Origin of the sequence: Streptomyces sp. NPDC056883 (assembly GCF_042788835.1) — a bacterium.
Taxonomy (GTDB): domain Bacteria; phylum Actinomycetota; class Actinomycetes; order Streptomycetales; family Streptomycetaceae; genus Streptomyces; species Streptomyces stoeckheimensis.
The window spans coordinates 1-14,062 of sequence record NZ_JBHUBS010000014.1 but is presented as its reverse complement, the minus strand read 5'-3'; the positions used below and the strand labels follow the sequence as shown (position 1 = coordinate 14,062).

The 14,062-nt window shown below is 73.1% G+C and carries 12 protein-coding genes, 1 tRNA gene and 1 other RNA gene; 4 read left to right on the top strand and 10 right to left on the bottom strand.

Annotated elements, in window-relative coordinates:
- Window positions 1–115 precede the first annotated feature (115 nt).
- Both ACFRU2_RS28840 and ACFRU2_RS28835 read right to left on the bottom strand, forming a co-directional pair.
- The gene (locus ACFRU2_RS28840) at window positions 116–2,923 is read right to left on the bottom strand and encodes a molybdopterin-dependent oxidoreductase (protein ID WP_382977353.1); all 2,808 of its coding nucleotides are present in this window, start codon (window positions 2,921–2,923) and stop codon (window positions 116–118) included.
- The gene (locus ACFRU2_RS28835) at window positions 2,920–3,768 is read right to left on the bottom strand and encodes an FAD binding domain-containing protein (protein ID WP_382977351.1); all 849 of its coding nucleotides are present in this window, start codon (window positions 3,766–3,768) and stop codon (window positions 2,920–2,922) included. The genes ACFRU2_RS28840 and ACFRU2_RS28835 overlap by 4 nt, the downstream gene beginning before the upstream one ends.
- A 294-nt stretch (window positions 3,769–4,062) precedes the next feature.
- Here ACFRU2_RS28835 and ACFRU2_RS28830 point away from each other — a divergent pair, with 294 nt between their 5' ends.
- Window positions 4,063–5,562 carry a helix-turn-helix domain-containing protein gene (locus ACFRU2_RS28830; protein ID WP_382977348.1) on the top strand — a complete coding sequence of 500 codons (1,500 nt, stop codon included), beginning with the start codon at window positions 4,063–4,065 and terminating at the stop codon, window positions 5,560–5,562.
- Between the two features lie 27 nt (window positions 5,563–5,589).
- On the opposite strand, the gene ACFRU2_RS28825 is transcribed toward ACFRU2_RS28830, so the two are convergent.
- Entirely contained in the window at window positions 5,590–5,991 is a 402-nt protein-coding gene (locus ACFRU2_RS28825; RefSeq protein ID WP_382977345.1) for a molybdopterin-binding protein, read from the bottom strand.
- Between the two features lie 129 nt (window positions 5,992–6,120).
- Here ACFRU2_RS28825 and ACFRU2_RS28820 point away from each other — a divergent pair, with 129 nt between their 5' ends.
- Entirely contained in the window at window positions 6,121–6,984 is an 864-nt protein-coding gene (locus ACFRU2_RS28820) for a universal stress protein (protein WP_382977343.1), read from the top strand.
- Between the two features lie 81 nt (window positions 6,985–7,065).
- On the opposite strand, the gene ACFRU2_RS28815 is transcribed toward ACFRU2_RS28820, so the two are convergent.
- The 7 genes from ACFRU2_RS28815 to ACFRU2_RS28785 all read right to left on the bottom strand — a co-directional run bounded on the left by ACFRU2_RS28815 (window position 7,066) and on the right by ACFRU2_RS28785 (window position 12,224).
- On the bottom strand, window positions 7,066–7,488 hold the full coding sequence (locus ACFRU2_RS28815; RefSeq protein ID WP_382977341.1) for a PIN domain nuclease: 423 nt from the start codon (window positions 7,486–7,488) through the stop codon (window positions 7,066–7,068).
- Entirely contained in the window at window positions 7,485–7,700 is a 216-nt protein-coding gene (locus ACFRU2_RS28810) for a type II toxin-antitoxin system VapB family antitoxin (RefSeq protein WP_382977338.1), read from the bottom strand. The genes ACFRU2_RS28815 and ACFRU2_RS28810 overlap by 4 nt, the downstream gene beginning before the upstream one ends.
- Window positions 7,701–7,780: 80 nt before the next feature.
- Window positions 7,781–9,481, bottom strand: a complete 1,701-nt coding sequence (gene aspT / locus ACFRU2_RS28805) for an aspartate-alanine antiporter (RefSeq protein WP_382977335.1) — start codon at window positions 9,479–9,481, stop codon at window positions 7,781–7,783.
- Window positions 9,482–9,605: 124 nt separating this feature from the next.
- Entirely contained in the window at window positions 9,606–10,382 is a 777-nt protein-coding gene (locus ACFRU2_RS28800; protein WP_382977332.1) for an SDR family oxidoreductase, read from the bottom strand.
- Between the two features lie 65 nt (window positions 10,383–10,447).
- The gene (locus ACFRU2_RS28795) at window positions 10,448–11,341 is read right to left on the bottom strand and encodes an RNA polymerase sigma-70 factor (RefSeq protein ID WP_382977329.1); all 894 of its coding nucleotides are present in this window, start codon (window positions 11,339–11,341) and stop codon (window positions 10,448–10,450) included.
- A gap of 14 nt (window positions 11,342–11,355) precedes the next feature.
- A complete protein-coding gene (locus tag ACFRU2_RS28790; protein ID WP_382977327.1) occupies window positions 11,356–12,030 on the bottom strand; it encodes a histone deacetylase in 675 nt (224 codons plus the stop codon).
- 106 nt (window positions 12,031–12,136) lie between these two features.
- Window positions 12,137–12,224: transfer RNA gene (locus ACFRU2_RS28785), tRNA-Ser, on the bottom strand.
- A 142-nt stretch (window positions 12,225–12,366) separates the two neighbouring features.
- Between ACFRU2_RS28785 and ffs the strand changes: the two genes are divergently transcribed.
- Window positions 12,367–12,465: signal recognition particle sRNA small type (ffs, locus tag ACFRU2_RS28780), an RNA gene on the top strand.
- A 55-nt stretch (window positions 12,466–12,520) separates the two neighbouring features.
- On the top strand, window positions 12,521–14,062 hold a 1,542-nt coding region (locus tag ACFRU2_RS28775; protein WP_382977324.1), incomplete at its 3' end, for a DNA polymerase III subunit gamma and tau.

Genomic DNA, 14,062 nt, shown 5'->3' with positions numbered 1-14,062 from the left:
GTGGGGGGACCAAAAAAGGGGAACCACCGTTCTTTGTGGCGGGTGGGGGGGGGGGGGGCGTGGGGGGGGGGGGGGGGGGGGGGGGGGTTTCGGGTGCCCCCCCCCCACTTCCGTTTCAGGGCCGGCCGCCCGCCTCGTGGATCTTCTGCCAGACCACGTCCCGGGTCACCGGCAGCTCCGTGAAGCGGATCCCCGTCGCGTCCCGCAGCGCGTTGGTGAAGGCGGGGGCCACCGGGTTGAAGGGGCTCTCGGACATCGACTTGGCGCCGAGCGGGCCGATGGCGTCGGAGGTCTCCATGAAGTGGACCTCCGTGCGCGGGACGTCCGCGTACTGGGGGAGGCGGTAGCGGCGGAAGGCGGCCGTGGTGACCTCCCCGCGCGCGTCGACCCGTACGGTCTCGAAGAGGGTGGCGCCCAGGGCCTGGGCCACGCCGCCCTCGACCTGGCCGCGGCACTGCATCGGGTTCATGACCTTGCCCGCGTCGGCCGCGTGGACGGAGCGGAGGATCTTCATCTCGCCGGTGTCCGGGTCGACGGCGATCCGGAACCACTGGGCGTTGAAGGCCACGGAGCGGGGGGAGCCGCCCCAGTGGCCGTCGGCCGCCATCTCGTCGAGCTCGCCCCGGTCGTACGCGGCCTCGTACAGCTCCTTGAGGGTGACGACGCGTCCCGCGCAGTCGAAGGCCTCCGCGGACAGCTTGCACAGGTGCCGGGCCGTGCCCGTGTGGCGGGCGGCGAAGGTCCGGAGGCGTTCCGCGAGGGAGTTCGCCGCCAGCATCACGGCCTTGCCCGCCACGACCGTGCCGGCCGAGCCGAAGGCGCCGGTGTCGTGGCGGACGACGTCGGTGTCGGACTGGCGGACCGTGATCCGGTCCACCGTGGTGTTCAGGGCGCCCGCGGTGATCTGCTTGTGGACGGTGGTGGTGCCGTTGCCGAACTCGGCCGTGCCCACCGCGATGTCGTACGTGCCGTCGCGCAGCAGCGAGACGCGCGCGTCGGCGAAGTGGCCGCCCGGGGGACCGGTCGCGATCATCGCGACCGCCGTGCCCGTGCCGGTCAGCCAGCCCTCGGGAACGTCCTCGTGACTGCGGTCCTCGGCGATCGCCTTGCGGACGACGTCCATGCACTGCTTCATGCCGTACGAGGCGATGAAGAGGTCCTCCTCGTGGCCGATCGGGGTGACCATGGGGTCGCCGGGGCCGATGACGTTCTTCTCGCGCAGGACGAGCGGGTCCATGCCGAGCCGGACGGCGAGCTCGTCCATCACCGATTCGAGGGCGAAGAGGACCTGGCCCAGGCCGTAGCCGCGGAAGGCGCCCGCGGGCACGCCGTTGGTGTAGACGGAGTACGCCTCCACCTGCTTGTTCGGGGCCTTGTAGACCGCGAAGGACTCGCCGACGCTGTGGAACATGACGGCCGGGCCGTGGTTTCCGTAGGCGCCGGTGTTGGAGACGACCCGGATGCGCAGTGCGGTGAGGGTGCCGTCGGCCTTGGCCCCGATCTTGATGGTGATCTTGAAGGGGTGGCGGGTGGTTGCTCCGTAGAACTGCTCGGCCCGGGTGAATTCGAGTTTCACCGGGCGCCGCAGTTTCAGGGCGGCGAGGACCACGATGTCCTCGGTCAGCATCTCCTGCTTGCCGCCGAACCCGCCGCCCACGCGGCCCGCGACGACGCGCACCTCGTCCTCGTTCAGGTCGTAGAGGGCGCACAGGGCCCGCCGGGTCAGGAACGGCGCCTGGGTGGAGGAGCGCACGGTGATGCGCTCGCCCGGGGAGCCGTCCTCCTTGGGCTCGAAGTACGCGATGCTGCCGTGGGTCTCCAGGCTGGCGTGCTGCACGCGCTGCGTCTGGAAGGTCTCCTCGTGGACGACGTCCGCCTCCGCGTACCCCTGCTCCATGTCGCCGAGGGTGTGGTGGACCTCGCCGCACACGTTGTTCTCGGCGCGGAAGATCCCCGACTCGGGGCCCTTGGGGTGGAGGACGGGGGCGCCCGGGAGCATGGCCTCCTCCGGGTCGATGACGTACGGGAGTTCCTCGTACGCGACCACCACGCGCCGGCACCCCTCCTCGGCGGCCTGCTCGCTGTCGGCGACCACGGCGGCCACGCGCTGGCCGACGAAACGGACCACGTCGTCCAGGACGCGGGTGTCCATCGGGTCCTCGGTGGGGTGCTCGTGCCGGGCCGAGGAGTACAGCCGGTCGGGGGCGTCGTGGTGGGTGAACACGGCGTGCACCCCCGGCACCTCGAGGGCGTCGCGGGTGTCGATGGAGACGATCCGGGCGTGCGGGTGCGGGGAGCGCAGCAGCTTCATGTGGAGCAGGCCGGGGACGGTGACGTCGAAGGTGTAGCGGGCCGTGCCCGTGACCACCTGCGGGCCGGCCGGCGCGCCGGGGGACCTGCCGACGGCCTGGCCCGCCTCGGGGGTTTCGACGTGCTTCACGCCGCGTACGGCGTCCTCGATGGCGCGGTACCCCGTGCAGCGGCAGATGTTGCCCTTGAAGGCGCGGGGGAGGTCGTCGAGCTTGCCGTCGTCGTGGGCGGTGCCCCGCTCGGCCTGGAGGGCGGAGGTGGTCATCAGGAACCCGGCGGTGCAGAAGCCGCACTGGAAGCCCTGGGCGTCGAGGAACTGCTGCTGGGCGGGGTGGAGGTCGCCGCCGGGCGAGCAGAGTCCCTCGACGGTGGTGACGGAGCGGCCCTCGGCGCGGACGGCCGGGTAGAGGCAGCTGTGGACCGGCTGCCCATCGACGTGGACCGTGCAGGCGCCGCAGTCGCCCTGGTCGCAGCCCTTCTTCACGCCGAACCAGCCGCGGTCGCGGAGGTAGGTGCGCAGGCACTGGCCGGCGCGGGGCTCCTCGGTGAAGCGCTGCTTGTTGATGTCGATCCCGTAGCCGCTGTTGCCACTGCTGTTGCTGCTGCTGGTCATCGCAGACCCTCCGGAGCGTCGTCGCCCGTCGGCTCGCCCGTCAGTTCGCGGCGGACCTCCTCGGCCAGGCGCAGGCCCATGTGGCGCCGCCAGGCGGGCAGTCCGTGGATGTCGTCGTACCACTCGTCGGGCCGGACGGTGTCGTCGATCGTGCGGCGCAGTTCGGCCGCCGTGGGCGGCAGCGCGAACCAGAAGCGGAAGGGGCGGGTGGTGGCGGCCGAGACCGTGACGGCGAGGGAGCCGTCCTGGGGGTCGTAGGCGCCGATGACGAGCGCGCCGGAGCGGCCGAGGCCGTAGAGGGAGGCCTGCCGGAAGGCCGTACGGGAGTCCAGGGCGCGGGCGGGCAGTCGCACCGAGCGCAGCAGCTCGCCGTCGCGCAGGTCCTTGACGCCGGCTCCGCGGATGAAGTCGGTGACGGGCAGGCGCCGGGTGGATCCGTCCTGGCCCTGGAGGAGGACGGTGCCGTCGAGGGCGGCGGTGAGGGAGACCATCGGGCCGGCGGGGAGGCCGTTGCAGAGGTTGCCGCCGACGGTCGCCATGTTCCAGATCTTGAAGCTGGCGAGGAAGGCCCGGCAGCACTGTTCGAAGAGCGGCGCCGCCGTGGTGGGCAGGGTCCGGCCGAAACGGGACAGCTCGGTGATGGTGCAGGTCGCCGCGATGTCGAGGGAGCCGTCGGGCTGCCAGGAGAGGGGCGGCCAGCCCATCCGGGAGAGGTCCACGAGACGGCGGATGTGGGGCTGGGGCTCGGAGAAGAGGTACGTCCCGCCGCCGAGCCAGGCGTCACCCGGCCGCCAGGGTTCGCGGCGGCGTGCGTCGCGTACGTCGAGCACCGTATTGAGGTCCATTTCCCGCCATCCTTTCCGTCGTCGTCTCGTGGTTCTTCGTCGTTGCCTGACGGCCGCTGCCTGATGGCCGTTGCGTGGTCGCTTTTTCGTCGCTTTTCGGCGTCTCGCTCAGTGAAACAACGGGCCGGGGGTGGGGACGACTGGTCCCCGGCACGGAAAAACACCAGGGTCGACGGGGCGTCCCTGGTGGATCATCCAAGAGGCTGTTCGAAGGGTTGCCCTTGCATTTACCATGGCAATCCTCATATTCGCCTCGCGATTGTGGGCTGCCACCCGCCGCAAGGAGTCCCTGTCATGCACGTCCTCGACCTGCTCCAGTCCGACAACCTCGGCCTCACCCTGCTGTGGGGCGAACAGTCCCTTCTCGGCCAGGAGGTCAGCGGGGTGACCGCCACCGACCTGGAGGACCCGGGCCGGTTCCTGGGCCCCGGAGAGCTCGTGCTCAGCGGTCTCGTGTGGTGGCGTCCGGGGGCTTCGGCCGCGGCCAGGACCGACCGCTTCGTCGCCGCCCTCGCCGACGCCGGAGCGCGGGCCCTGCTGGCGGGCGAGGAGACCCACGGAGGGGTGCCCGAGGAGGTCGTCGCCGCCTGCCGGGCCCACCGGGTGCCGCTGGTGGCGGTGCCCGCGCGGACCAGCTTCCGGGCCGTCACCGAAGCGGTGTACCTGCGCCAGTGGGGCGACCTCAGCCGGCGCCCGACCCGGCACTTCGCGCTTCCCGAGAACGTGCGCAGCGAGCTCAGCCGGCTCCTGGAGGGCGGGGCCGGGCCGGCTGAGCTGCTGGACCGGGCGTGTGCGCACCTGGGCCGGCTGCCCTGCTACCTGCTGACCGCGAGCGGCCGCACGGTGGCCCGTACCCCGTCCGCGCCCGCCATCCCGGCACAGCGGGCCGCCTCCGCCGCGAAGGGCGGGGTCTCGCTCGGCGTCGAGGCCGAGAGCTCCCCGTACGACGCCTGGCTGCTGCACGTCCCGGACGCGGACGCGGCGCCGCCGCGGGTGCTCCACGAGATCGCCGAGGTGTTCGCGCAGTACCGCGACGGCACGGCGCGCCGGGTGGCCGCGCGACGGGCCGCCGGACGGGAACTGCTCGCCCTGGTGGCGGCCGAGGCCGAACCGGACCTCCTCGCCGCCGCGCTCCAGGCGGCCGGACTGCCCGCGGGGGGCCCGTACCGCGTGGTGACGGCGACCGACGGGGACGCGCTGGCGGAGGCGCTGCGGCACCTGGAGGGCGCCCGGTGGGCGGCGGGGCCGGGCGGGGCGGTGCTGTACGAGGGCCCGGACGGGGCCGGTCCCGCCGGTCCCTCCGGGGCCGATGCCGCCGGGGCGGCCCCCACCGCCGATCTCGCCGACCGGCTGCGCGCCGTATGGCCGCTGCTCCAGGCCTGCGCGGAGCCGGGGGCCGACCTGCGGCTCGGCGTGGGCGCGCGGACGGCTTCGGCCGAGGGGCTACGCGCGTCACTGTGCCAGGCGCGCTTCGCGCTGACGGCGGCGGACGAGGCGGTCGCGGTCCGCGGGGTCGAGCAGCTGGACACCCTGGCCGAACTGCTGTCGGGGGTCCCGCCGGAGGTGCGCGGGGTGTTCGGGACGCGGACGCTGGGCTCGCTCGGGGACGGGATGCTCCGGGAGACCCTGGAGGTGTTCCTCGCGAACAACTGCTCGTGGACGCGTACGGCGGAGGCGCTGCACCTGCACGTGAACACGGTGCACTACCGGATCGAGCGGGTGGAGGCGCTGACCGGCCGCGACCTCTCGCGCCTCGACCACAAGCTGGACCTGTACGCGGCGCTGCGCTGCTAGGCCTGGCGTCGACTCCCGCAGACGGGGCTAGAAGGCCAGGTCGATGTGGACGTCCGTGGACTTCACCCGGGCCGTCACGGTGACCCCGACCGCGATGCCGAGTTCCTCGACCGACTCCCGGGTCACCACGGAGACCAGGCGGTGCCGGCCCGACTGGATCTCGACCTGGGCCGCGACCGCGTCGACCCGGACGGCGGTGACGATCCCGGCGAAGGAGTTGCGCACGGAGGTGGCGGCCGCCTTCTCCGGCACCGGATGCAGACCGGCGCCCCGCTCCTTGGCGAAGGCGGCGAGGGCCACTCCGTCGACGGTGCGCACCCCCTCGGGCGACCGGCGGACGGGCAGCCGCCCCCCGTCGGCCCAGCGGCGGACGGTTTCGGGGCTCACGCACAGCAGACCGGCAGCCTGCCCTATCGAGTACGACGGCACGCCCGCAGCCTAGTGGCGCGCCGGGCCCCGGCAGGCCGGGTCCGGGCAGGAGCAAAACGTCCCTCACAGGACAAACAGGTCAAGGGGCGTAGCGTCATAGGAGCCACCGGAAAACGAAGGGTGCCGCCGATGTCCGTCCCGTCCGTCCCGCCCACCTCGCCCGACCTCCCGCCCCTCCCCTCCCTCCCCGTCATCGTCGGCTTCGACGGTTCGCCCCGGAGCCTCGCCGCCGCCCGGTGGGCCGCCCGGGAGGCCCTGGCGGCCGGGGCGCCGCTCCGGCTGCTCCACGTGGGCCAGGCCTGGCCGACCGTCCAGCCGATCTCCCCGGAGTTCCAGCCCGTGCTCGGCGCGAACGAGTCCGCGGCGAGGGCCGTACTGTCCTCCGTCGTCGCCGAACTCCGCGCCGCCCACCGGGGCCTGGACGTCGAGGCGACCACGGCGGAGGGCGGAGCCGGCAACGAGATCCCGCGGGCGGCCGCCGGGTCGAACGCCGGGCTGATCGTGCTCGGCGCGAGCGGCGAGGAGCGCCACGTGGTTCCGCTGCTCGGCTCCACCGCGCTGCACGTCGCGGGGCGCGCCGAGGTCCCGGTGGTCCTGGTACGGGAACCCGCCGAGCGCGCCCCGCACGGACGCGGGGTCGTCGTCGGGGTGGACCCGGCGGGCGACTATGCCGCGGTCCTCGACTTCGCGTACGCCTGGGCGGCGCGGCACGCCCTCCCGCTGTGCGCGGTGCACGCGGTGCAGGCGGGCCCGGCCGCCCCGGAGGTGCTCGAAGCGGCGGTGGCCGCGGCCGGTGCGGCCCACCCGTCGGTGCCGACGGAGTGCGTGACCCGCTCGGGCGACCCGGCGGAGCTCCTGCTGGAGGAGTCCGCCGGGGCCGACCTCCTGGTCGTGGGCCGCCGCCACCACCGCCCCCTCCACGGCATGGGCCCCACGGACCACGCGGTGGCCCACCACGCCCACAGCCCGGTGGCCCTGATCCCCCACGGCTAGCCCGTCCGGCCCGTCTAGCCCTGCCGCACGAACCGGAGGTCGGCCTCGGGGACCCCACTCTGTCGAGGCGGCCCGCCGTCCCTACTTGTCAGCAGCCGGGCCGTACCACTGCAAGGCCTGGCCGGTGACGGCCGCGATGCACTCGAAGTCGCGGTCGCGGTGCAGGAGGGTCAGCCCCTGCAGTTCCGCGGTCGCGGCGACGATGAGGTCCACGGCGCCGGCACTGCGGTGCTGTCCACGCCGGGTCAGCAGCTCCTGCACTTGCCAGGCGCGGCCGTAGGCGCGGTCGTCAATCGGCACCCAGCCGAACAGCAGGCGCATGTCCTCGATCCCCCGGATCCGGTCCTCGGCGGACCGTGCGCTGTAGAAGAACTCCAGCTCGGTGATAGGGCAGGTGGCGATGAGCCCGGCCGCCGCCGCCTGGTCCCAGCCGTACTGTTCGGCGTCGCCCCGCATGAGTCGGGCCAACGCACTCGTGTCGATGAGGAATTGGGCAGCGCTCACCGCCGGTAGTTCCCCTTGTCGTCAAAAAGGTCCAGGTCGAAGGCGCCATCGGCGGCGGCCGCACGGAGACGTGTCAGTGCAAGGGCCCGGCGTCGGGTCTCCAGCACCTCGCGCAGGGCGGTGTTGACCGTGTCCCTCTTGGTGCTCGTGCCGAGTGCTTGGGCGACGTCGGCAAGCAGCTCATCGTCGAGATCGATCACGGTTCTACTCACGAGGCACCTCCGTTGATATCAACTCGGATGCCGATTATATCTCTGAAGGTATCTTCCAGGGAACCTGTGCGAGTGGCCTTCTACCGCCGCAGCAGCACGATCACCGACCCCCACATCGTCAGCAGGACGTTGCCCAGGGCGTACGGGACCGTCGTCCCCAGGGCCGGGATCTGGCTGCGCGCGCGTTCCGTCAGGGCGCCCAGCGCGGCCGTCGTGGTCTGGGCTCCGGCCAGGGCGCCGAGCAGGATCGGGAGGGGGAGGCGCTGCACGAAGTGCCCGTAGGCGAATCCGGCCAGCAGCGGCACGCTCGTCACGACGGCGCCCCACAGGAGCAGCGGCCAGCCCGCTTCGCGCAGGCCCGGGACGAAGCTCGGGCCGGCGTTGAGGCCGACGACCGTGACGAACACGCACAGCCCGAGCGTGCCCATCAGCCACTGCGCCGCCGACGGCAGGTTCCCGTACGTCGGGTACTTGCTCCGGATCCAGCCGAAGACCAGCCCCATCAGCAGCGCTCCGGTGGAGGTGGACAGCGACAGCGGAGCACCCGCCGCGTGCAGCGCCGGGATGCCGAGGCAGCCGCCGAGGAAGAGCCCGAGCGCGATCCACACCATGTCCGTCGCGAAGCTGGTCGGCACCGGCTTGCCCAGCTCCGCCGCGGCCGCCTCCACCCGGCTGCGCGGCCCCGTGAGGACCAGGGTGTCGCCCCGCTCCACGGTGCTGTCGAGGCGGACCCGCAGATCGGCACCGGCCCGCCAGTGCTCGTCGACGAAGACGCCCGGCATGAACTCCTCGTGGCGCAGGGTGCGGATGGTGCGCCCGCTGAGGTTCCGGTCGGTGATGACCACGTGCAGGGACTCGGTGCGGTAGGCGAGCAGCTCGAAGTCGTCGGTCTCCATCCCGATGTGCGTGCGCGCGTCGTACGCGACGAGGTCGCCGCGGACCGCACTGACGGCCAGGATGTCCCCGAGCTCGACCCGGGTGTCCGGGGTGTGCTCCAGGATCTCCCCGGCGCGGCGCAGCCGGGTGATGTAGAGCCGCCGCCCGGCGGCCTTCTGCTCCGCCTCGAAGTCCCCGATGGTGCGCCCCGCGAAGGCCGCCACGTCGACGGCGTACGCGCGCAGCACGTGCTTGTAGTAGCCCTCCCCGGCGTCGGGGTCGTCCTCGGCGGCCTCCAGGTCGGCGGCGAGCACGGCGCTCTCCTCCGCGAGGTCCCGGCGCAGCAGGCGGGGCAGGATCCCGGCGAGGAGCAGCGCGGGCAGGACCGTACCGAGGGGGTACGTGACCGCGTAGGCGACGGCGATCAGATGGGACTGGTCCCGGGCCTCGGCCGCGCCGACGCCGGGCAGGTGGGCGATGGCGTCGGAGCCGACGCCGATGACGGAGGACTGGGTGAGGCCGCCGCCGAGCAGCCCGGCGGAGAGGCCGGTGCCGTAGCCGGCGAGCGTGGCGCAGGCCCAGGCGGTGGCGAGCCCGGTGACGCAGACGATGAGGGCGAGGACGACCTGGGGGAGGCCGTCCTTGCGCAGGGCGCGGAAGAACTGAGGGCCGACGTCGTAGCCGAGGGCGAAGAGGAACATGAGGAAGAAGACGGACTTGATCGGACCGTCGATCTCGACCTTGGCCTGGGAGCCGATGACCAGGCCGGCGATCAGACATCCGGTGACGGCGCCGAGGGCGATGGACTTGTACCGGAGGCGGCCGATCAGGAAGCCGACGGCGATGGTCAGGAAGATCAGCAGCTCGGGGTAGGGCTGGAAGATCTCCCTCCGGAGCCAGTCCATCCGCGCCTCCTCCCGTGCTCCTCCCGCGCCTCATCGGCCGTCTCGGGAAACGGTATGTGCGGGTATGTCCACCCGCACGTCCAGCACGTTCAGCACGTCGGCCGCGTCCAGCACGCCGCCCGGGTCAGCGGGCGACCCGCTCGGCGAGGTACTCCTCCCAGGTGCGGCGGCCGAGCGTCTGGCCGGGGGCGGTCAGATGGCCGGCGCGCCAGGCGGCCCCGACCTTGCCGGGGATCCGGACGGGCAGGACGGTGCGGCGCTTGCCCGCGGCGTGCAGCCAGTCCTTGGCGAGGCGGGCGGCCGGGTACACCGTCGGGCCGGCGAAGTCGGGCACCCGGCCGGCCGGGGCGCCGAGGGCGAGCTCGACCAGCCGGTCCGCCACCTCGCCCGGGTCGGCCGGCTGGCAGTCGGTGCCCGACGGTACGAGGACCACCGGGAGCTTGGACAGGACCCCGAAAGCCAGGTCGAGCAGTCCGGGGAACTGGGTGGCCCGCAGGGTGGTCCAGCCGACCCCCGAGGCGGCGAGGAGCTGCTCGCCCTCCAGCTTGACCCGGTAGTACGGGTACGGGATCCGGTCCACGCCGACGATCGAGATGTTGACGACGTGCTCGACGCCGGCCCGCTCCGCGGCCTCCAGCAGGTGGCGCAGGCCCGGGAGGTCGTTCTTGAAGTGCCGGATGTCGCTCGCGCAGTGGATGACCGTACCGACGCCCGCGAGCGCCGCGTCGAGTCCGGCGCCGGTGGTCAGGTCGCCGGTGTACCAGTCCACCCCGGCGTCCTGCGGCAGCGCGGTCCGGCGCGTGAGCGCGCGGACCGGGCGGCCGGTGCGGCGGACCCGCTCCAGCACCTCGCGGCCGAGCATGCCCGTCGCCCCGGTCACCATGATCGTGTCGTTCTTCATCAGTCCCAGCCTTCCGAAGCCGCAGTCGCAGTCGCAGGCGCCGTCACTGATGAAGAACCGACGGGTCAGGCGTTCTGTGACAGATCTCGGAGCTGAGTTGCGAGGAAGGCGAGTTTGTCCGGGTTCAGGACGAGCCGGACGCCGGTGATCCCGCCCTCGCCGAGCTCCAGCGCCCCGAACGCGGTCAGCTCGCCGTCGGCCCAGCCGACTACCGCCGGCACGCCGTTCACCTCGGTGAAGGCGATCTGCGTGCCGTTGACCCACCGGGAGAAGAGGCCGATCAGGAAACGGACCACGTTGTCGCGCCCGGCCACCGGCCGGGTCGCCGCACTCGCCTTGCCGCCGCCGTCCGACCAGACGACCACCTGGTCGGCGAGCAGCTGTTCCAGCTGGGCCATCGCACCCTCGGACGCGGCGGCCAGGAACCGGGCCAGCAGCTCGTCGTCCTGCTCCCGCGAGCTGGTGAACCGCGGCCGGCCGTCGGCGAGGTGCTGCTTGGCCCGGCGGTAGAGCTGGCGCGCGTTCGCCTCCGAGCAGTCCAGGACGCCCGCGACGTCCCGGTGGCTGTAGTCGAAGGCGTCGCGCAGCACCACGGCGGCCCGCTCGGGCGGCGACAGCTGCTCCATCATCGTCAGCACGGCGAAGGACACCGAGTCCCGCTGCTCGGCCGTTTCCATGGGGCCCAGCACCCCGGCACCGGTCCCCACCGGCTCCGGGATCCAGGGTCCGAAGTACTCCTCGCGCTGCACCCGGGCGGAGGTGAGCCGGTTCAGGCACAGGTTGGTGACCACCTTGGCCAGCCACGCGCCCGGCGCGGCCACCTGGCCGGGCTCGACCCCGTGCCAGCGCAGGTAGGCGTCCTGCACGGCGTCCTCGGCCTCGGCCGCCGAGCCGAGCATCCGGTACGCCAGTGAGAACAGCCGCGATCGATGGGTCTCGAACTCCTGTGCCGTGTCCATGACCCCACGCTAAGTCAGCGCTCGCTCCGCTCCGCGATCAGGTCGAGCACCTGGCGCGGTGTCCAGTTGCCGGTCGCGCCCGGGCAGGCGGACAGGTAGTCGGCGATCTCCTGCTCCCGCCACACCCCCGACTCCAGCAGGCCGCCCGCCAGGTGCCGCAGGTACGCGGCGGACGGCATGACCGGCTCGACGTCCCGGAGGGACCACGGGGCGGTGAAGGTGAGCACGGGGATGCCGTCGACCGTCCCCGGGCAGATCAAGGTCTCGTACCGGCCGCTGCCCGCCGCGTCGCGGCCGTCGCGCAGCACCGTGCCGAGGTCCAGGTCGCTTCCCGGTTCCCGGTACATCTCCTGCGCGGCGATGTCCGACACCTGGCCCACGGTCAGGAGGTGGGCGCGCCCCAGCAGGCGACCGGGCGCCGAAGGATCGTAGAAGCCCCTGCCCCCGGTCCACACCGGGGACTCGGTGGCGAAGTAGAGGCAGCCGTCGAGCCGGACGGCGATCGACCGCTCCGGCGCCCGCCGGTCCCGGCAGCCGGGATAAGAGCGCGTCGCGCCGGCCGGTGTCCCGCCGGCGATGTAGGCGCCCAGCCGGTCCATGTGCATGTTGGAGCCGTACGCGGCGTACCAGACCCGTCCGTCGCCCCGCGCGGCCTCGACGCCGAGCGGGACGGCGGTGTGGACGACCATGCGGGTTCCTCGTCTGCGGGCGGACGGGAGGAGAAACGGGAGGGGAAAGTCGAAGAGCCCCGCTGCAAGCAGCGGGGCTCTTCGACTTATTGCCCGGTGAGAGCAATGGCGGAGGATACGAGATTCGAACTCGTGAGGGGTTGCCCCCAACACGCTTTCCAAGCGTGCGCCCTAGGCCACTAGGCGAATCCTCCGCGGCAAACAATACAAGACGTTGAGGGGTGCTCGCGAACGTGATCGTCGGGCGGGCCCGAGTGGGGGTCCTGGTCGGGGTCCGGGTCGGGTCCCGGTCGGGGTGCGGGTCGATTCCGGGGGCCTCCATCCGCTAGGGTGGGGCCCAGCCCCTCACGTGGCGCTATCTCACCCAACTCCCCCAGGGCCGGAAGGCAGCAAGGGTAAGTGGGCTCTGGTGGGTGCGTGGGGGGCGCTTTGCGTTCCGGGACGGGTCTGCGGGCCACCGTTGTCGGTGGGCCCGGATAACCTCGTAGACGTGTCGTCCCTTGCGCTGTACCGCCGCTACCGCCCCGAGTCGTTCGCCGAGGTCATCGGGCAGGAGCATGTCACTGACCCGCTGATGCAGGCCCTGCGCAACAACCGGGTCAATCACGCGTACCTGTTCAGCGGGCCGCGAGGCTGTGGCAAGACCACCAGCGCGCGCATCCTCGCCCGCTGCCTGAACTGTGAGCAAGGCCCCACGCCCACCCCCTGCGGGGAGTGCCAGTCCTGCAGGGACCTCGCGCGCAACGGGCCGGGGTCCATCGACGTCATCGAGATCGACGCGGCCTCGCACGGTGGTGTGGACGACGCCCGTGACCTGCGCGAGAAGGCCTTCTTCGGGCCCGCCTCCAGCCGGTACAAGATCTACATCATCGACGAGGCGCACATGGTCACCCCGGCGGGCTTCAACGCCCTGCTGAAGGTGGTCGAGGAGCCGCCGGAGCACCTCAAGTTCATCTTCGCCACGACCGAGCCCGAGAAGGTCATCGGCACCATCCGGTCCCGTACGCACCACTACCCCTTCCGGCTCGTGCCCCCCGGCACCCTGCGGGACTACCTCGGCGAGGTCTGCGGCCGTGAGGGCGCCCACGTCGAGGAGGGCGTGCTGCCGCTCGTCGTGCGCGCCGGAGCCGGATCCGTCCGTGACTCCATGTCCGTCATGGACCAGCTCCTGGCCGGCGCCACCGAGCAGGGTGTGACGTACGCCATGGCCACCTCGCTCCTCGGGTACACCGACGGCACGCTCCTCGACGCCGTCGTGGACGCCTTCGCCGCCGGGGACGGGGCCGCGGCCTTCGAGATCGTGGACCGGGTGGTGGAGGGCGGCAACGACCCGCGCCGCTTCGTCGCCGACCTGCTGGAGCGGCTGCGCGACCTGGTGATCCTGGCCGCCGTGCCCGACGCCCGGGAGAAGGGGCTCATCGACGCCCCGAACGACGTGGTCGAGCGGATGCAGGCCCAGGCCTCCGTCTTCGGGGCCGCCGAGCTGTCCAGGGCCGCCGACCTGGTCAACACGGGGCTCACCGAGATGCGCGGAGCCACCTCGCCGCGGCTGCAGCTGGAGCTGATCTGCGCCCGCGTGCTGCTGCCCGCCGCCTTCGACGACGAGCGTTCCGTGCAGGCGCGGCTCGACCGGCTGGAGCGCGGCGGCGCGGCCTCCGCCGCTGCCGCCGCCTTCGCCCCGGCCCCCGCCATGGGCTACGTGCCCGGGCCGGAGGCCCACGCGATGGCCCCCGCGTCGGTACGGACCCCCGCGCCGCAGGCTCCGCCGCAGCAGGCTCCCGTGCACCAGGCCCCGGCCCCCGTGCACCAGGCCCCCGCCCCGGTCCCCGTGGCTCCGCCCGAGCCGGTGGCCCCGGCCGCCGTTCCTCCGGCCGCAGCCTCCGCGCCCGGTGCCTGGCCCGGCGCGGCCACCCCCGGCGCCCCCGCGGCCCCGGCTCCGGCTTCGGCCCCGGCTCCGGCCGCCGGTGCCTGGCCCGGCGCCGCGCAGCCCGGAGGCGGCGCCCCCGGCGCCTGGCCCGGCGCGGCCACGCCC